At 72.2% G+C, this 20586-nt stretch carries 1 protein-coding gene; it reads right to left on the bottom strand.

Translation table 11 applies throughout. The annotated features are described in order from the left end of the window. Positions 1-180 precede the first annotated feature (180 nt). A complete protein-coding gene (locus tag QSK25_RS04155) occupies positions 181-20562 on the bottom strand; it encodes a type I polyketide synthase (RefSeq protein ID WP_285633063.1) in 20382 nt (6793 codons plus the stop codon). Positions 20563-20586: the final 24 nt, after the last annotated feature.

Genomic DNA, 20586 nt, shown 5'->3' with positions numbered 1-20586 from the left:
CGCTGCAGAGAAACTCCAGTTCACGAACAGATTCTGGCCGCGCTCCCAATCACCCTCAACCCCTAACCTGCCCCTAGGCTCCCCCAGCGGAAATGTCTAACAAAAAGTTCAGTACAAATAGCGCTACCCCCCTCGGAACAGGTCCGAGAGGGGTAGCGGGGGTCGAGCCCGGTGGCGTGGTTACCGGCCGAGCTCCTGGTTGATCAGCGCGAACAGGTCGTCGTCCGAGGCGTCGTCGAGGCTCGCCGCCGCCTCACCCTTGGCCGAGCCCCACTGCGTGACCAGCGCCTGGAGCTTGATGGTGATCTTCGTGCGGGTCAGGGTGTCGGGCGTCGCGGTGGCGAGCACGGCCTCCAGGCGGTCCAGCTCGTCGAGCACCGGCACCGTCGCGCCGCCGACCACGAGCTGGGAGTGCAGGAACTTCGCCAGGGGTTCGGCGCTGGGGTGGTCGAACACCAGCGTCGCGGGCAGCTTCAGGCCCGTGGCCGCGGTGAGGTTGTTGCGCAGTTCCACCGCCGTGAGCGAGTCGAAGCCCAGTTCCTGGAACGCCCGGTCCTTCGCGACCGCGTCGGCCGAGTCGTGCCCGAGCACCGCCGCGACCCTCGTGCGCACCAGGTCGACCAGCAACGCGTGCTGCTCCGGCTCGGACAGGGCGGCCAGCTGGGCGCCCAGCCCGGACTCGGTCTCGGCGACCTCGTCCTCGGCCAGCGCCGCGCCGACCTCCGGCAGGTCGCCGAGCAGCGGGCTGGTGCGGGCCATCGTGAACGCGGGCGCGAACTTCTCCCACTCGACGTTCACCACGGTCACCGTCGGCCTGCTGGAGCGGATGGCCCGTTCCAGCGCGGTGAGCGTCAGCGCGGGCGGCATCGCGATCAGGCCGCGCCGGCGCAGGTGCTCCTCGGTGTCACCGACCGTCGCCATGCCGGCCTCGGCCCACGGGCCCCACGAGACGGAGGTCGCGACCAGGCCGCGAGCACGTCGCGACTCGGCCAGACCGTCGAGGAACGCGCTGGCGGCCGAGTACGCGGACTGGCCACCACTGCCCCACGTGCCGGCGATCGAGGAGAACACGACGAACGCGTCCAGCTCGCCCAGCAGTTCGTCGAGCAGGACCGCACCGGACACCTTCGCGTTCAGCACGTCCTCAAACGTCCCGAGGTCGTGGTCGGCGATGGCCTGGTAGTGGTCGGCACCGGCCGCGTGCACCACGGCGTTCGGCGGGAACTCGGTGATCAGGCCGGTCACCGCGTCCCGGTCGGACACGTCGCACGCGGCGATCGTGACCCGCGCGCCCAGTTCTTCCAGCTCCGCCTGGAGCTCCGCCGCACCCGGCGCGGCCAGACCGCGACGGGACGTCAGCACCAGGTGCTCGGCACCGTTCTCGGCCAGCCAGCGCGCCACCCGGCCGCCCAGCGCACCGGTGCCACCGGTGACCAGGACCGTGCCGCGCGGCGACCAGTCGGACAGCTTGTCGGCCGACTGCGCGTGCGTCAGCCTGCGGCCGAACACACCCGAGGCCCTGACGGCGACCTGGTCCTCGCCGCCCGCCAGCACACCGGCGATCCGGTCGAACGCCCGGTCGTCGAGCGTCTCGGGCAGGTCGACCAGGCCACCCCAGCGGTCGGGGTGCTCCAGCGCGGCCACGTACCCGGCGCCCCAGATCGTCGACTGGGCCGGGTCGACCACCCCGTCGGTCTTGCCGGTCGACACCGCGCCGCGGGTCGCGACCCACAGCGGGGCCTCGACCCCGGTGTCGCCCAGGGCCTGCACGGCCAGCACGACGGACGTGACCTCGGTGGACAGGGCGAGCACACCGGCCACCGGTCCGTCGACGACGGCCTTCTCGAACGCCGTGGCCAGCGCGGCCCGGTCGTCCGCCCACGCCACCGGCACGACCTCGACACCGCGGGCTTCGAGCCCGGCGAGCAGCGGGTGCCCGGCGTCGCCCGGCACGACCGCGAGCCAGCGGCCCTCGGCGCGTGCCTTGCTCTGCGGCAGGGACTTCCACTCGACGTGGTAGCGCCAGCCGTCGATCTTGCTGGTGGTCCGGCGGGCCTTGCGCCACGTCGACAGCGCGGGCAGGACCTCGGCGAGCACGCTCTCGTCGAGCGACAGGGTGCTGCCGACCAGGCCGGCGTCCTCCTGTTCGACGGCCTCCCAGAACCTGGCCTCGGCTTCATCCTCCTCGTTGGTGAGCGCCGGGAACGCGGTCGACTCCAGCCAGAACCGCTGCCGCTGGAACGCGTAGGTCGGCAGGTCCACCCGGCGGGCGTTCGCACCGGCGTAGAAGGCCTCCCAGTCGATCCGCACCCCGGCGGTGTACAGCGCGCCGAGCGCCGCGGTGAGCGTGGTGACCTCGGACCGGTCCTTGCGCAGCGCCGGGATCACCGGCACCTCGGCCATCGCGGCCAGCACGCCGTCCGGCCCCAGCTCCAGGAACGTCCGCACACCCTCGGCGTCGAGAGTCTGCATCGCGTCGGCGAACCGGACGGTGCCCCGGACGTGGCGCACCCAGTACTCGGGGTCCGTCACCTCGCCGAGCATCGCGATCTTCGGCTCGGAGAAGGTCAGCTGTGCGACGACCTCGCGGAAGTCGTCCAGCATCGGGTCCATCAACGGCGAGTGGAACGCGTGCGAGACGCTGAGCCGCTTGGACTTGCGGTCCGGGAACTGCGCCACCACCTGTTCGACCGCAGTCTCGTCACCCGCGACGACCACGGACGACGGCCCGTTGATGGCGGCCAGCGACACCAGGTCGGTGAGGTGAGGCGTGACCTCGTCCTCGGTGGCCTGCAACGCCACCATCGCACCGCCCTCGGGCAACGCCTGCATCAGGCGAGCCCGAGCACTGACCAACGTGGCCGCGTCCTCCAGCGAGAGCACCCCGGCAACGTGCGCCGCCGCGATCTCACCGATCGAGTGCCCCGCCAGGAAGTCCGGGCGGACACCCCACGACTCGACAAGGCGGTACAACGCCACTTCCAGCGCGAAGATCGCCGGCTGGGTGAACTCCGTGCGGTCCAACTCCTCGTCCCGCACGTCCACCAGAGCCGCGACCTCGTCGAACGCCTTGGCGTACACGGGGAACGCCTCGTACAGCTCACGACCCATGCCGACCCGCTGGCTGCCCTGACCCGTGAACAGGAAGGCCAGCTTGCCCGGCACGACCGCCACCGGTTCCACCGCGCCGAGGCCCGCGACCAGGTCGTCCTGGTCCGCGGCAACCACGACGGCCCGGTAGTCGAACTTGGCCCGCGTGGTCGCCAGCGAATAACCGAGATCCGTCAGGTCCACCGGCACCGACTCGGCCAGCCGAACCGCCTGCTCCCGCACCGCTTCCGGCGTCTTCGCCGACAGCACCACCGGAACCACCGGCACGACCCTGGCCGGCTCGGCGATCGCCTTCGGCTGCGCCGGCGGGGCCTGCTCGAGGATGAGGTGCGCGTTGGTGCCGCTCATGCCGAACGCGGACACCGCAGCACGGCGCGGACGACCGGTCTCCGGCCACTCCTGGTTCTCGGTCAACAGTTCGACCGAGCCCGAGGTCCAGTCGATGTGCGGCGACGGCTCGTCCACGTGCAACGTCTTCGGCAGCACGCCGTTCTGCAGCGCCATCACCATCTTGATGACACCGGAGACACCGGCGGCGGCCTGGGTGTGGCCGATGTTGGACTTCAGCGAACCGAGCAGCAACGGCAGCTCACGCTGCTGGCCGTAGGTCGAGAGCAGCGCCTGCGCCTCGATCGGGTCACCCAGCTTCGTGCCGGTGCCGTGCGCCTCGACCGCGTCGACGTCCGAAGTGGACAGACCGGCGGCCGCGAGCGCCTGGCGGATCACCCGTTGCTGCGACGGACCGTTCGGGGCGGTGAGGCCGTTGGACGCGCCGTCCTGGTTCACCGCGCTGCCGCGGATCACCGCGAGCACCTGGTGCCCGTTGGCCTGCGCGTCCGACAGCCGCTCCACCAGGAGCATGCCGACACCCTCACCCCAGGCCGTGCCGTCCGCCGCCGCGGCGAAGGACTTGCACGTACCGTCCTCGGCCAGACCGCGCTGGCGCGAGAAGTCGATGAACGCACCCGGCGTCGACATCATCGACGCACCACCGGCCAACGCCAGGTCACACTCACCCGCTCGCAGTGCCTGCACCGCGAGGTGGATCGCCACCAGCGACGCCGAGCACGCGGTGTCCACCGTGACCGCCGGGCCCTCCAGCCCGAGGGTGTAGGAGATGCGACCCGACACCACACTGGCCGCGACACCCGTACCGAGGTAGCCCTCGATGCCCGGCGGCAACTCGAACGTCGCCGCCGCGTAGTCCTGGCCGTTCGTACCGGTGAACACACCGGTCCGGCTGCCCCGCAACGACTCCGGGTCCAGCCCTGCGCGTTCCATTGCCTCCCAGGAGGTCTCCAGCAGCATGCGCTGCTGCGGGTCCATCGCGAGAGCCTCACGCGGGTTGATCCCGAAGAACGCGGCGTCGAACTCACCGGCGTCGTAGAGGAAGCCACCGCGCGTCACGTAGGACGTGCCCTCGTGGTCGGGGTCCGGGTGGTACAGGTTCTCGAGGTCCCAGCCGCGGTCCGTCGGCCATTCGCCCACGCCGTCGCCGCCGGTGAACACCATCTGCCACAGGTCTTCCGGCGACTGCACGTCCCCGGGCAGGCGGCAGCCCATGCCCACGATGGCGATCGGCTCGTCGAAGCCGCGGCGCACCGTCGCCGGCGTCAGCGCGTCCTGACGGCTGCCCATCAGCTCCTCGCGCAGGAACGCGGTGAGCGTGGCCAGGTTCGGGTAGTCGAACACCAGCGTGGCCGGCAGCTTCAACCCGATGACGTCGTTCAGCTTGCCGCGCAGCTCGACCGCGGTCAGCGAGTCGAAGCCGAGCTCCCGGAACGCGAGTCCCGGTTCGACCGCCTGCGGTGAGGCGAACCCGAGCACGGCGGCGACCTCGACCTGCACCAGCTCCGTGAGCACGGCGATCTGCTCGGCCTCCGACATCGCGGCGATCCTGGCCGCGAGCGGCGAGTCGCTCATCCTGGCCTCGGCCGGGAGCTCCGGCGCGCGGCCCACCTCGGGCAGTGCCCGGAGGTCCCCGCTGTCGACGAGCCAGTAGCGATCGCGCTGGAACGCGTAGGTCGGCAGGTCGACGCGCTGGGCGCCGGACTTCGCGAAGTAGGCCGCCCAGTCGACGCGGACACCCCGGACGTGCAGGGCACCGAGTGCCCGCACCAGGGTCGCGGCCTCGTCCCTGCCCTTGCGCTGCGACGCCACCAGCACCGCGTCGGTGAGGCTGTCGGCGCCCATCGCGGTCAGCACGCCGTCCGGTCCGATCTCCAGGAACGTCCGGACGCCCTTGGCCTGCAGCTCGACGACGGCGTCGGCGAACCGCACCGCGTCCCGCACGTGCCGCACCCAGTATTCCGGGTCCGTCACGTCACCGAGCATCGCGATCTTCGGAGCGCTGAACGTCAGCTTCGACACCACAGCGCGGAACTCGTCCAGCATCGGGTCCATCAACGGCGAGTGGAACGCGTGCGACACGGCCAGACGCTTGGACTTGCGGTCCGGGAACTGCGCGATCACGGCTTCCACCGCCGCCTCGTCCCCCGCGACGACCAGTGCGTCGGGGCCGTTGACGGCCGCGATGGAGACGAGCTCGGTGAGCAGCGGCGCGACCTCGTCCTCGCCGGCCTGCAACGCGATCATCGCGCCACCGGCGGGCAGGGCCTGCATCAACCGGCCCCGCGCCTCGACCAGCCTGGCGGCGTCCGCGAGCGTCAGCACCCCGGCGACGTGGGCCGCCGCCAGCTCGCCGATCGAGTGGCCGCCGACGAAGTCCGGGCGGACGCCCCACGACTCCACCAGCCGGAACAACGCCACCTCCAGCGCGAACAGCGCGGGCTGCGTGTAGCCGGTCTGGTCGAGCGCCTCGGCGTCCCCGAACACCACGTCGCGCAACGGCCGGTCCAACAGGCCGTCGAGCTCGGCGCACACCGCGTCGAACGCGTCGGCGAACACCGGGAACGCGGCGTACAGCTGGGCACCCATGCCCGCCCACTGACTGCCCTGCCCGGTGAACAGCATCGCCAGGGGCGCGTCCACGAGGGTGTTCCTCGTACCGCCGCTGCTCGCCGCCGTGAGCGCTTCGATCGCCGCGGCACGGTCCTCGGCGACGACGACCAGCCGGTGCGCGAGCGTCGCGCGGGAGGTGGCCAGCGAGTAGGCCACGTCCACGGTGTCCACATCGGACTGTTCCAGCAGCTCGGCCAGGTTGGCGGCCTGCTCGGCCAGCGCGCCCGCGTTCTTCGCCGACACCGCGAACGGCACGACCGGCGGGGCGACCCGCTCGACGGTCGGAACCTCGGTGACCGGCGCCTGCTCGATGATCGTGTGTGCGTTGGTGCCGCTGACGCCGAACGACGACACGGCTGCCCTGCGCGGACGTCCGGTCTCCGGCCACGCCACCTGTGAGGTGACCAGCTCGACCGCACCGGTCGACCAGTCGATCGCCGGCGACGGCTCGTCCACGTGCAACGTCTTCGGCACCTGGCCGTGCCGCATGGCCATGACCATCTTGATGATGCCGCCGACGCCGGCCGCGGCCTGGGTGTGGCCGATGTTCGACTTGACCGAACCCAGCAGCAGCGGGGTCTCCCGGTCCTGGCCGTAGGTGGCGAGAAGGGCCTGTGCCTCGATCGGGTCGCCCAGAGCGGTGCCCGTGCCGTGCGCCTCCACCACGTCGATGTCCGAGGTGGACAGACCGGCGTTGGCCAGTGCCTTGCGGATCACCCGCTGCTGCGACGGGCCGTTCGGCGCGGTCAGGCCGTTCGAGGCGCCGTCCTGGTTCACCGCGGAGCCCCGCACCACGGCCAGCACCTGGTGACCGTTGCGCTGGGCGTCCGACAGCCGCTCCACGAGCAGCATGCCGACACCCTCGCCCCAGCCGGTGCCGTCGGCGGCGGCCGCGAAGGACTTGCAGCGACCGTCCACCGCGAGCCCGCGCTGGCGGGAGAAGTCGATGAACGTGCCCGGCGTGGACATGATCGTCACACCGCCGGCGAGCGCCAGGTCGCACTCGCCGGACCGCAGCGACTGCACCGCCATGTGCAGCGCCACCAACGAGGAGGAGCAGGCGGTGTCGACGGTGACGGCCGGACCTTCCAGCCCGAAGGTGTAGGAGATGCGGCCCGAGGCGATGGCGGCCGCGTTGCCGGTGCCGAGGTGGCCCTCGACGCCCTCCGGGATGTCCTCCAGCAACGCCAGGTAGTCCTGGCCGTTGCTGCCCACGAACACACCGGTCTGGCTGCCGCGCACCACCGCGGGGTCGATCCCGGCGCGTTCGAAGGCCTCCCACGAGGTCTCCAGCAGCAACCGCTGCTGCGGGTCCATCGCCGTGGCTTCGCGCGGCGAGATCCCGAAGAACGTCGGGTCGAACTTGGCCGCGTCGTGCAGGAACGCACCCTCGCGGGCGTACGACGTGCCCTGGTGGTCGGGGTCCGGGTGGTACAGGTTCTCCAGGTCCCAGCCGCGGTCGGTCGGGAACCCGCTGATCGCGTCCTCGCCGGCCAGCACCATCCGCCACAGGTCCTCGGGAGAGGACACGTCACCGGCGTACCGGCAGCTCATCGCGACGATGGCGATCGGCTCGTCGGTGCTCGCCGTGACGGTCGCGACCTCGGCCGCCTGCGGCGCCGCACCGAGGAGTTCGGTGCGCAGGTGATCGGCCAGCACGACGGCGTTCGGGTAGTCGAAGACCAGCGTCGCGGGCAGCTTCAGGCCCGTCGCCGTGGTCAGGGTGTTGCGCAGCTCGACCGCCGTGAGCGAGTCGAAGCCGAGCTCCTGGAACGCCCGGTCCTTCTCGACCGCGTCGACCGAGGAGTGGCCGAGCACGGACGAGACCTGCGTCCGCACCAGGTCCACGAGCAACGACCGCTGCTCCTGCTCGGGCAGCCCCACCAGGCTGCGGGCCAGCTCCGAGTCCGCCTCGGTGCCGGCCTCCTCGGCCAGCGCGGCACGCACCTCCGGCAGGTCGCCGATGAACGGGCTGGGACGGGCCAGCGTGAACGCGGGCGTGAACTTCTCCCACTCCATGTTCACGACGGTCACGGTCGGCTCGCCGGAGCGGATCGCCCGCTGCAGCGCGGCGAGCGTCATGGCGGGCGGCATCGAGAGGAGACCGCGCTTGCGCAGGTGCTCCTCGGTGTCGCCGACCGTGGCCATGCCGGCCTCGGCCCACGGACCCCAGGACACGGAGGTGGCGACCAGGCCGCGCGCACGGCGCGACTCGGCCAGACCGTCCAGGAACGCGCTGGCCGCCGAGTACGCGGCCTGCCCGCCACTGCCCCAGGTACCGGCGATCGACGAGAACACCACGAACGCGTCCAGCTCGCCCAGCACCTCGTCCAGCAGGACCGCACCGGACACCTTGGCCCGCAGCACGTCCTCGAACGTCGGCAGGTCGTGGTCCGCCAGCGCCATCGTGTGGTCGGCACCGGCGGCGTGCACCACGGCGTTCGGCGGGAACTCGGTCACCAGGCTGGTGACGGCGTCCCGGTCCGCCACGTCGCACGCGGCGATCGTGACGCGCGCGCCGAGTTCTTCCAGTTCTGCCTGGAGTTCCGCGGCACCCGGCGCGGCCAGACCGCGACGGGACGTGAGCACGAGGTGTTCGGCACCGTTCTCCGCCAGCCAACGGGCGACGCGGCCACCGAGCGCACCGGTGCCACCGGTGACCAGGACCGTGCCGCGCGGCGACCAGTCGGACAGGTCGTCGCCCAGCGGCGCGTGCACCAGCCGGCGGCCGAACACACCCGACGAGCGAATCGCGACCTGGTCCTCCAGTCCGTTGAGGACGGTCGCGAGCCGGTCGAACACCCGCGCGTCGAGCGTCTCGGGCAGGTCGACCAGGCCACCCCAGCGTTCGGGGTGCTCGAGGCCGATCACGTAACCCAGGCCCCAGATCCCCCGCTGCGCCGGGTCGACCACGCCGTCGGACCGGCCGGTCGACACCGCGCCGCGCGTCGCGATCCAGAGCGGCGCCGCGGCCCCCGCGTCACCGAGCGCCTGCACGACCTCGACGGACGCGGTGAGCCCGGTGAGCGCCAGCACCCCGTCGAGCCGGCCGAGGCCGGCGAACGCCGTGGTCAGCGTGGCGCGATCGGCGCTCGCGACCGTGACGACGTCGGCACCGCGAGCGGTCAGCCCGGCGGTGATCTCCTCCGCCGCAACGCCTTCCGGCACCACCACGGCCCAGCGGCCCGTCAACGTCGACGCGCCCAGGTCGGTCAGCGGCAGCCAGGAGGCGCGGTAACGCCAACTGTCGATCTCGTTGTTCGCCCGGCGGGCCTTGCGCCACGACGACAGCGCGGGCAGGACCACGCCCAGTTCGCTCTCGTCCAGCGCGAGGGTGCTGCCGACCAGGCTGAAGTCCTCCTTCTCGACGGCCTCCCAGAACTTGAGCTCGGCGGAGTCCGCGCCGCCTTCGAGGGCGGGGAACCCGGTCGACTCCAGCCAGAACTTCTGCCGCTGGAACGCGTAGGTCGGCAGGTCCACCCGCCGCGCGCCGGTGCCGGCGAAGAACGCGTCCCAGTCGACCCGCACACCGGCGGTGTGCAGGGCACCGAGCGCGGTGGTGACGCCGAGGACCTCGGACCGGTCCTTGCGCAGGGCCGGGATCACGGGCACGTCGGCCATCGCGGCCAGCACCGCGTCCGGACCCAACTCCAGGAACGTCCGCACGCCCTCGTCGGTGAGGGTCTGCACGGCATCGGCGAAGCGGACCGCGTCGCGGACGTGCCGCACCCAGTACTCCGGGTCGGTCACCTCGCCCAGCATCGCGATCTGAGGCTCGTGGAACGTCAACTTCGTGACCACAGCACGGAAGTCGTCCAGCATCGGGTCCATCAGCGGTGAGTGGAACGCGTGCGAGACGGCCAGTCGCTTGGACTTGCGGTCCGGGAACTGAGCCACGACCTGCTCGACGGCGGCTTCCTCACCTGCGACGACCACGGCGTTGGGGCCGTTGATCGCCGCGAGCGACACCAGGTCCGTCAGATGCGGCGTGACCTCGTCCTCGGTGGCCTGCAACGCCACCATCGCACCACCCTCGGGCAGCGCCTGCATCAGGCGAGCCCGAGCACTGACCAACGTGGCCGCGTCCTCCAGCGAGAGAACACCGGAGACGTGCGCGGCAGCGATCTCGCCGATCGAGTGCCCGGCCAGGAAGTCCGGGCGGACACCCCACGACTCGACCAGGCGGTACAACGCCACCTCGAGCGCGAAGATCGCCGGCTGCGTGAACTCGGTGCGGTCCAGCTCCTCGTCCCGCACGTCCACCAGTGCCGCGACCTCGTCGAAGGCCTTGGCGTAGGCGGGGAACGCGTCGTACAGCTCGCGGCCCATGCCGACCCGCTGGCTGCCCTGTCCGGTGAACAGGAAGGCGAGCTTGCCGTCCGCCACCGTGCCGAGCCCCTGCCCGGCGGTGATGGCGGTGAGGCCGCGGACCAGGTCGTCGTGGTCGGCGGCGACCACGGCCGCCCGGTGCGGCATCGGGGTGCGCAGCAGGGCGGAGTGCGCGACGTCGGTCAGCGACCAGCCGGCGTCCACCGCGTCGAGCAGCGCCGCCGCCTGGCCCTTCAACGCCTCGGCGGACTTCGCCGACAGCACGACCGGAACCATCGGCACGGTCCGCGTCGCCTCGGCGTCGACGGCCTGCGCCGGCGGTGCCTGCTCGACGATCAGGTGTGCGTTCGTACCGCTCATGCCGAACGCGGACACCGCCGCACGGCGCGGACGGCCCGACTCCGGCCACTCCTGGTTCTCGGTCAGCAGCTCCACGGACCCGGAGGTCCAGTCGATGTGCGGCGACGGCTCGTCCACGTGCAACGTCTTCGGCAGCACACCGTTCTGCAGCGCCATCACCATCTTGATGACACCGGAGACACCGGCCGCGGCCTGCGTGTGGCCGATGTTGGACTTCAGCGAACCCAGGTACAGCGGGACGTCGCGGTCCCGGCCGTAGGTGGAGAGCAGCGCCTGCGCCTCGATCGGGTCACCCAGCTTCGTGCCGGTGCCGTGCGCCTCCACCAGGTCGACGTCCGCGGTGGACAGACCGGCGTTCGCCAGTGCCTGACGGATCACGCGCTGCTGCGAAGGACCGTTGGGCGCGGTGAGGCCGTTCGACGCGCCGTCCTGGTTCACCGCCGAACCGCGGATCACCGCGAGCACCTGGTGCCCGTTGCGCTGGGCGTCCGACAGCCGCTCGACGAGCAGGATGCCGACGCCCTCGCCCCAGCCGGTGCCGTCGGCGGCGGCCGCGAAGGACTTGCAGCGACCGTCGACCGCGAGACCGCGTTGACGGGAGAAGTCGATGAACGCACCCGGCGTCGACATCATCGACGCACCACCGGCCAACGCCAGATCGCACTCACCAGCACGCAAAGCCTGCACCGCGAGGTGAATCGCCACCAACGAAGCCGAGCACGCGGTGTCGACCGTGACCGCCGGACCCTCGAGGCCCAAGGCGTACGAGATGCGACCCGACACGACGCTGGCCGCGACACCCGTGCCGAGGTAACCCTCGATGCCCGGCGGCAGCTCGAACGTCGCCGCCGCGTAGTCCTGACCGTTCGTACCGGTGAACACACCGGTCCGGCTGCCCCGCAACGACTCCGGGTCGATGCCGGCCCGCTCGACGGCCTCCCACGACGTCTCCAGCAGCATGCGCTGCTGCGGGTCCATCGCCAGCGCCTCACGCGGGTTGATCCCGAAGAACGCGGCGTCGAACTCACCGGCCTGGTAGAGGAACCCGCCTTCACGGGCGTACGAGGTGCCCTCGTGGTCGGGGTCCGGGTGGTACAGGTTCTCGAGGTCCCAGCCGCGGTCCGTCGGCCAGCCGCCGACGGCGTCGCTGCCGGTGGACACCAAGCGCCACAGGTCCTCCGGCGTCCACACGTCCCCGGGAAGGCGGCAGCCCATGCCCACGATGGCGATCGGCTCGTCGGACGACATGCCCCGCGCGGCCACGAGCGCGCCGTCGGCCTCGGTGCCGAGGAGCTCGTCACGCAGGTGCGCGGCCAGCGTGGCGAGGTTGGGGTAGTCGAACACGAGGGTGGCGGGCAGCCGGAGTCCGGTGGCCTCGGCCAGCCTGGTGCGCAGCTCGACGGCGGTCAGCGAGTCGAACCCGAGGTCGCGGAAGGCGAGGCCCGGTTCGATCGAGTCCGCGGAGGCGTAGCCGAGCACGGCGGCGACCTCGGTGAGCACGAGTTCGACCAGGGCCGCCTCCTGCTCGGCCGCGGACAGCCCGCGCAGGCGCACGACCAGCTCGGACGCCGCGGCGTCGTCCTCGGTCGCGGGCTTGAGCGCGGCCACGACCTCGGGCAGGTCGCCGAGCAGCGGGCTCGGCCGGGTCGCGGTGAACGCCGGGGCGAACCGCGCCCAGTCGACGTCCGCCACGACGAGCGAGGTCAGCTGCCAGGCCAGGGCGTTGCGCAACGCGGTGAGCGCCGCCGACGGTGCCAGCGGCATGACGCCCTGACGCCGCAGCAGGTCCGCCCACTCGACGTTCGACGTGGCCCACGGGCCCCACGAGATCGACAGCGCGGCGAGGCCGCGGGCGCGGCGGGACTCGGCCAGTGCGTCCAGGAACGCGTCACCGGCCGCGTACCCGCACTGGCGGCCCGCGCCCCACACGCCGGAGGTCGACGAGAACAGCACGAACGCGTCCACGTCGCCGACCAGCTCGTCCAGCAGGCGGGCACCCTCGACGCGGGCCGAGCGGACCTCGTCGAGCAGCGCGGCGTCGGTGTCGTCGAGTGCGCTGTCCTGGCCGATGCCGGCCAGGTGCAGCACGGAGCTGGGCGAGAACTCCTCGACCAGTGCGGACATCGCGGCCCGGTCGGTCACGTCGCACGCGACGATGGTGACCCGGTCGCCGAGCTCGGCCTGCAGCGCGGCCGCACCGGGCGCGTCCTGCCCGCGGCGCGACGTCAGCACGAGGTGTTCGGCGCCCTCGGCGGCCAGCCAGCGGGCGACGTGCCCGCCGAGCGTGCCGGTGCCGCCGGTGACGAGCACGGTGCCGCGCGGCGCCCACGTGCCGGCCTCGACGGAGGCGTGCTTGAGGCGGCGGACGTAGATCCCGTTCTCGCGGATGGAGACCTGGTCCTCGGTGCCGGTGAGCACCGTGGCGAGCCGGTCGAGCGCCGGACCGTCCAGAGTGGACGGCAGGTCGACCAGGCCGCCCCAGCGGCCGGGGTGCTCCAGCGCGGCGACCCGGCCGAAGCCCCAGACCTGGGCGGCGTCCGGTGTGGACTCCGCGCCGCGGGTGACGCACCACAGCGGTGCGGTCGTGCGCTGCACCAGCAGCAGCGCCGACTCGACGCCCGCCGCGGACACGACGCCGTCGAACTCCTCCTCCGGCAGGCCGGCCACGTCGTCGATCGCGACGACGTCGAGCCCGCGGTCGGCGAGGCCGGTGGCGATCTCGGCGTCCCCGACGACCAGCCAGCGGCCGTGGGCCACGGCGGTGCCGGGATCGGTGGCCTGCTGCCACGCGACGCGGTACGCCGGGGTGTCCTTGGGCTTCGCGGGCGTGACGTCGAACCAGAACCGTTCGCGCTGGAAGGCGTAGGTGGGCAGGTCGACGCGCTGGGCGCCGGTGCCCTCGTAGAACGCCGCCCAGTCGACCGCGACACCGCGGTTGTGCAGGACGCCGAGCGCCCGCAGGAGCGTCGGCACCTCGTCGCGGTCCTTGCGCAGCGAGCTGACCAGCACCGCGTCCTGGACGCTCTCGGCGCCCATCGCGGTCAGCACGCCGTCCGGGCCCAGCTCCACGAAGGTCCGGACGCCCCGGCCCTCCAGCGTGGTCACCGCGTCGGCGAACCGGACCGTGCCGCGGACGTGGCGCACCCAGTACTCCGGGTCCGTCACGTCACCGAGCATCGCGATCTTCGGCGCGGTGAACGTCAACTTCGAGACCACGGCCCGGAAGTCGTCGAGCATCGGGTCCATCAACGGCGAGTGGAACGCGTGCGAGACCGTGAGCCGCTTGGACTTCCGGTCCGCGAACTGCGCGACGACCCGCTGCACTGCCTCCTCGTCACCCGCGACGACCACGGACGACGGCCCGTTGATCGCGGCGAGGGAGACCAGGTCGCCCAGGTGCGGCCTGACTTCTTCCTCGGTGGCCTGCAACGCGACCATCGCGCCACCGGTCGGCAGCGCCTGCATCAACCGGCCGCGCGCGGCAACCAGTGCAGCGGCGTCCGGAAGCGTCAGCACCCCGGCCACGTGGGCCGCGGCGATCTCGCCGATGGAGTGGCCGCCGAGGAAGTCCGGGCGGACGCCCCACGCCTGCAGGGTCCGGAACAACGCGACCTCGACCGCGAAGATCGCGGGCTGCGTGTAGCCGGTCTGGTCGAGCGCCTCGGCGTCACCGAAGACGACGTCGCGCAACGGCCGGTCAAGCAGACCGTCGAGCTCGGCGCACACCGCGTCGAAAGCGTCCGCGAACACCGGAAACGCTTCGTACAGCTCGCGTCCCATACCGAGGCGCTGGCTGCCCTGCCCGGTGAAGAGGAAGGCCGTGCGGCCCTCGCCGGGCATGCCGCGCTCACCGCGACCGGCGGCCACGTCGGCGAGACCCGCGAGCAGTTCCGCGTGGTCACGGGCGACGACGGTCGCGCGGTGCTCCAGCTGAGCGCGGGTGGTGGCGAGCGAGAACGCGAGGTCGGTCAGGTCGGCACCGTCCACGGCGGACTGCAGCCGGGCGGCCTGCGCCCGCAGCGCGGCGGCGGTCCGCCCGGACAGCACGACCGGTACGGCGGGCAGCGGCGTGCGCCCGACCGCCGCGGTCTCGACCTGCGGTGCCTGCTCGATCACCGCGTGCGCGTTGGTGCCGCTGAACCCGAACGACGACACGGCGGCCCGGCGCGGACGCCCGGTCTCCGGCCACTCGACGGGCGAGGTGACCAGCTCGACCGCGCCGGCCGACCAGTCGACCTGCGCCGACGGCTCGTCCACGTGCAGCGTCTGCGGCACGAGACCGTGCCGCATGGCCATGACCATCTTGATCACGCCGCCGACGCCGGACGCCGACTGCGTGTGGCCGATGTTGGACTTCAAGGAACCCAGCAGCAACGGGCGTTCGCGGTCCTGGCCGTAGGTCGACAGGATCGCCTGCGCCTCGATCGGGTCGCCCAGGGCGGTGCCCGTGCCGTGCGCCTCGACGACGTCCACTTCGGACGGTGCGAGGCCGGCGTTGCCGAGCGCGTGCCGGATGACCCGCTGCTGCGACGGGCCGTTCGGGGCGGTCAGCCCGTTGGACGCGCCGTCCTGGTTGACCGCGGTGCCGCGGACGACCGCGAGCACCTGGTGGCCGTTGCGCTGCGCGTCGGACAGCCGCTCGACGAGCAGCATGCCCACGCCCTCGCCCCAGCCGGTGCCGTCGGCCGCGTCGGCGAACGCCTTGCAGCGCCCGTCGACCGCGAGGCCGCGCTGGCGGGAGAAGTCGATGAACGTGCCCGGCGTGGACATGATCGTCACACCACCGGCCAGCGCCAGGTCGCAGTCGCCGGCGCGCAGTGCCTGGACGGCGAGGTGCAGTGCCACCAACGAGGACGAGCAGGCGGTGTCGACCGTGACGGCCGGGCCTTCGAGGCCGAACGTGTAGGACACGCGGCCGGACACGATGCTGGCGGCATTGCCGGTGCCGAGGTGGCCTTCGAGGCCGTCCGGCACCTCCTCCAGCAGCGCGAGGTAGTCGTGGTTGTTGGTGCCGGCGAAGACACCGGTCCGGCTGCCGCGCACCGAGTTCGGGTCGATCCCGGCGCGTTCGAACGCCTCCCACGAGGTCTCCAGCAGCAGGCGCTGCTGCGGGTCCATCGCGGTCGCCTCACGCGGCGAGATGCCGAAGAACGTCGGGTCGAACATCGGTGCGTCGTGCAGGAAGCCGCCCTCGCGGGCGTACGAGGTGCCCTGGCGGGTGGGATCGGGGTCGTACAACGCCTCCAGGTCCCAGCCGCGATCGGTCGGCATGCCCGAGACCGCGTCGGTGCCGGTGGCGACGAGCTTCCACAGGTCCTCCGGCGACCTCACGTCACCGGCGTAGCGGCAGCTCATCGCGACGATGGCGATCGGTTCGCCGTCGTGCGAGGAGACCGTGGCGGCCTCGGTTTCGGTTCGCGCCCCGAGGAGTTCGCCGTGCAGGAACGCGGCCAGCACGGCTGCGTTCGGGTAGTCGAACACCAGCGTCGCGGGCAGCCGCAGACCGGTGTCGGCGGTCAGGCGGTTGCGCAGGTCGACCGCGGTCAGCGAGTCGAAGCCCAGCTCGCGGAACGCGCGCCCGGTCTCGATCGCGTCGGCCGACGAGTACGCCAGCACGGCCGCGGTGTGCGTGCGAACCAGCTCGACCACGGCGTCGCGCTGCTCGGCCTCGGTGAGGCCGGCCAGCTTCCGCACCAGCTCGGACTCGCCGGTGGGCGCGGGCGCCTCGGCTTCGAGCGCCGCGCGGACCTCGGGCAGGTCGCCGATCAACGGGCTCGGGCGGGCCATCGTGAACGCGGGCGTGAACTTCGCCCAGTCCATGTCGACCACGGTCACGGCCGGTTCACCGGAACGGATCGCCCGCTCCAGCGCGGTGATCGCGAGTTCCGGTGCCATCGAGGTCAGACCGCGCTTGCGCAGGTGCTCCTCGGTGTCGCCGACCGTCGCCATGCCGCTCTCGGCCCACGGGCCCCACGACACGGACGTAGCCACGAGCCCGCGAGCGCGCCGCGACTCCGCCAGGCCGTCGAGGAACGCGCTGGCCGCCGAGTACGCGGCCTGTCCACCGGAACCCCAGGTACCGGCGATCGACGAGAACACCACGAACGCGTTCACGTCGCCGAGCAGCTCGTCCAGGTGGACGGCGCCGGAGACCTTGCCGCGCAACACCTCGTCGAACTCGGCGAGGCCGTGGTCCTCGATCGCCATCAGGTAGTCGGCACCGGCCGCGTGCACCACGGCGTCCGGCGGGTACTCGGCGAGCAGGGCGGCGACCGCGTCGCGGTCCGCCACGTCGCACGCGACGATCGACACCCGAGCGCCGAGTTCTTCCAGCTCCGCCTTCAGTTCCGCCGCGCCGGGCGCGTCCGGGCCCCGGCGGGACGTCAGGACGACGTGTTCACAGCCAGAACCAGCAAGCCAGCGAGCTACACGCCCACCCAGAGACCCGGTACCACCAGTGACGATGGTCGTGCCGTTCGGCGTCCATTCCGATCCTTCCGACGTGAGCGGGGCGTGACCGAGCCGGCGGCCGAAGACACCGGAACCGCGCACGGCGACCTGGTCCTCGGTTCCGGCCAGCACGGCCGCGAAGCGGTCCATCGCCCGCTTGTCCAAGACCTCCGGCAGGTCCACGACGCCGCCCCAGCGGTCGGCGTGCTCCAGGCCCACCACGTACCCGATGCCCCACACCTGGGTCTGCGCCGGGTCGACCACGCCGTCGGACCGGCCGGTCGACACCGCGCCGCGGGTCGTGACCCACAGCGGGGCCGTGATCTCCGCGTCGCCCAGGGCCTGCACCACGACGAGCGTCGCGGTCGCGGGCTCCGTCAGGGCCACCAGCGACAGCACCCCGTCGACCGCGCCGACGTCCCGCAGCGTCGCGGCGAGCGTCTCCCGGTCGGCGTCGTACGCGACCCGGACGACCTCGACACCGCGCTCGGCCAGCCCGGCGGCGATCTCGTCGTGACCGGTGCCGAGCACCAGCCACCGTCCCGACGCCGTGGCGGCGCCGAGGTTCGTCAGCGGCAGCCACGAGACGCGGTACCGCCACGCGTCCACGGTGCTGCTCGTCCTGCTCTTGCGCCGCCACTCGGCGAGCGCCTCCAGCGCGTCCTGCCCGAGTGACAGCGAGTCGCCCAGCGACTCCAGGTCACCGCTCTCCACCGCGGCCCAGAACTCGGAGTCCTCGCCACCACCGGTGGTGGCCGCGCCCGAAGCGCCGACCTCCAGCCAGAAGTGCTCGCGCTGGAACGGGTAGGTCGGCAGGGCCACCGGCCGCGCGTCCACGAAGAACGCCGACCAGTCGACCTTCACCCCGCGCACGTGCAGTTCGGCGACCGCGCGGACGATCGTGGCGACCTCGTCGCGGCCCTTGCGCTGCCCCGCGACCAGCACGGCTTCGGTGACGGAGTCCTGACCCATCGCGGTCAGCACACCGTCCGGTCCGATCTCCAGGAACGTGCGCACGCCCTGGGCTTCCAGGGACGTCACGGCGTCGGCGAACCGCACCGCGTCCCGCACGTGCCGCACCCAGTACTCCGGGTCCGTCACGTCACCGAGCATCGCGATCTTCGGCGCGCTGAACGTCAGCTTCGACACCACAGCGCGGAAGTCGTCCAGCATCGGGTCCATCAACGGCGAGTGGAACGCGTGCGAAACACTGAGCCGCTTCGACTTCCGGTCCGCGAACCGCGCCACCACGGCCTCGACCGCGGCCTCATCACCCGCGACCACGACGGACTGCGGCCCGTTGACAGCAGCGATCGACACCAGCTCGGTCAGATGCGGCAGGACCTCGTCCTCGGTGGCCTGCAACGCCACCATCGCACCGCCCTCGGGCAATGCCTGCATCAGCCTCGCCCGAGCACTGATCAACGTCGCCGCGTCTTCGAGCGACAGCACGCCGGAGACGTGAGCCGCCGCGATCTCACCGATCGAGTGCCCGGCCAGGAAGTCCGGCCTGACCCCCCACGACTCGACCAACCGGAACAACGCGACTTCCAGGGCGAAGATCGCGGGCTGCGTGAACTCCGTGCGGTCCAACTCCTCGTCCCGCACATCGACCAGAGCCGCGACCTCGTCGAACGCCTTGGCGTACACGGGGAACGCCTCGTACAGCTCACGGCCCATGCCGACCCGCTGGCTGCCCTGCCCGGTGAACAGGAAGGCCGTGCGGCCCTCGACCGTCCGGCCAGAGACGACGTGCTCGGCGCGCTCGCCGGCGGCCAGTGCAGCGACACCGGCCTGGACGTCACCGAGGACGACGGCGCGGTGCTCGAACGGGGTGCGGGTGGTGGCCAGCGAGAAGCCGACGTCCACCGGGTCGCCGTCCACGCCCTCCAGCCCGGTGGCCTGGGCGCGCAACGCCTCCGCGGTGCGAGCGGACAGCACCCACGGCAGCACGCCGACGGTCCGCGGCGACTCACGAGTGTCCTCTTCGGACTCCGGAGCCTGCTCGATGATCGTGTGCGCGTTGGTGCCGCTGACGCCGAACGACGACACGGCGGCGCGGCGCGGACGGCCGGTCTCCGGCCAGGCCTGCTCCTCCACGAGCAGCTTGACGTCGCCCGCCTCCCAGTCGACCTGCGGGGTCGGCTCGGAGACGTGCAGGGTGCGCGGGGCGATGCCGTTCCGGATGGCCATGACCATCTTGATCACGCCACCGACGCCGGCGGCCGCCTGCGAGTGGCCGATGTTGGACTTCAGCGAGCCCAGCAGCAGCGGGCGTTCGCGGTCCTGGCCGTAGGTCGAGAGGATCGCCTGCGCCTCGATGGGGTCACCGAGCCGGGTGCCGGTGCCGTGCGCCTCGACGACGTCCACCTCGGACGGGGTGAGCTTCGCGCCGGAGAGCGCCTGGCGGATGACCCGCTGCTGCGCCGGGCCGTTCGGGGCGGTGAGGCCGTTGGACGCGCCGTCCTGGTTGATCGCGGAACCCCGCACCACGGCCAGGATCTGGTGGCCGTTGCGCTGGGCGTCGGACAGCCGCTCCAGCAGCAGGACGCCGGCGCCCTCGGACCAGCCGGTGCCGTCGGCGGTGGCGGAGAACGCCTTGCAGCGGCCGTCCTGCGAGAGACCACCCTGCTTGTCGAACTCGGCGAACACCGAGGGGTTCGCCATGACCATGACACCACCGGCGAGCGCCAGCGAGCACTCGCCGTTGCGCAGCGACTGCGCCGCGAGGTGGATGGCGACCAGCGAGGAGGAGCACGCCGTGTCGATGGTGACCGCGGGGCCCTCGAAGCCGAGGGTGTAGGCGACCCGGCCGGACATCACGCTGGGCGTGCTGCCGGTCAGCAGGTGGCCTTCGAGGCCCTCCGGCACCTCTTCGAGACCGGTGCCGTAGCCGGTGGCGCTGCCGCCGACGAACACACCGGTCTGGCTGCCGCGCAACGACCTGGGGTCGATGCCCGCCCGTTCCACGGCCTCCCAGGAGGTCTCCAGCAGCAGGCGCTGCTGGGGGTCCATGGCCAGGGCCTCGCGGGGCGAGATGCCGAAGAACGCCGGGTCGAACTCGGCGGCGTCGTGCAGGAAACCGCCGCCGCTGACGCCGAACGTCAGCTCGTCGTCGAGCCAGCCGCGGTCGGCGGGCAACGCCGAGATGGCGTCGCCGCCGGTGGACACCAGGTGCCACAGGTCTTCCGGCGAGCTCACGCCGCCGGGGTAGCGGCAGCTCATCGAGACGATCGCGATGGGTTCGCGTGCCGCGGCCGCGAGTTGCTGGTTCTGCTTGCGCAGGCGCTCGGTCTCCTTCAGAGACGCCCGCAGTGCCGCAACGACCTTATCGTTGGACGAGGTGGTCATCTTTTCGCTCCGCACTTCGGGCTG

It is taken from the genome of Lentzea sp. NBRC 102530 (assembly GCF_030269365.1).
Lineage (GTDB): Bacteria > Actinomycetota > Actinomycetes > Mycobacteriales > Pseudonocardiaceae > Lentzea.
This window is presented reverse-complemented; position numbering and strand designations above follow the sequence as displayed.

Excerpts from the sequence above, each read along its gene's own strand:
- QSK25_RS04155 (WP_285633063.1), bottom strand. The coding sequence starts at position 20,562 with ATGACCACCTCGTCCAACGATAAGGTCGTTGCGGCACTGCGGGCGTCT.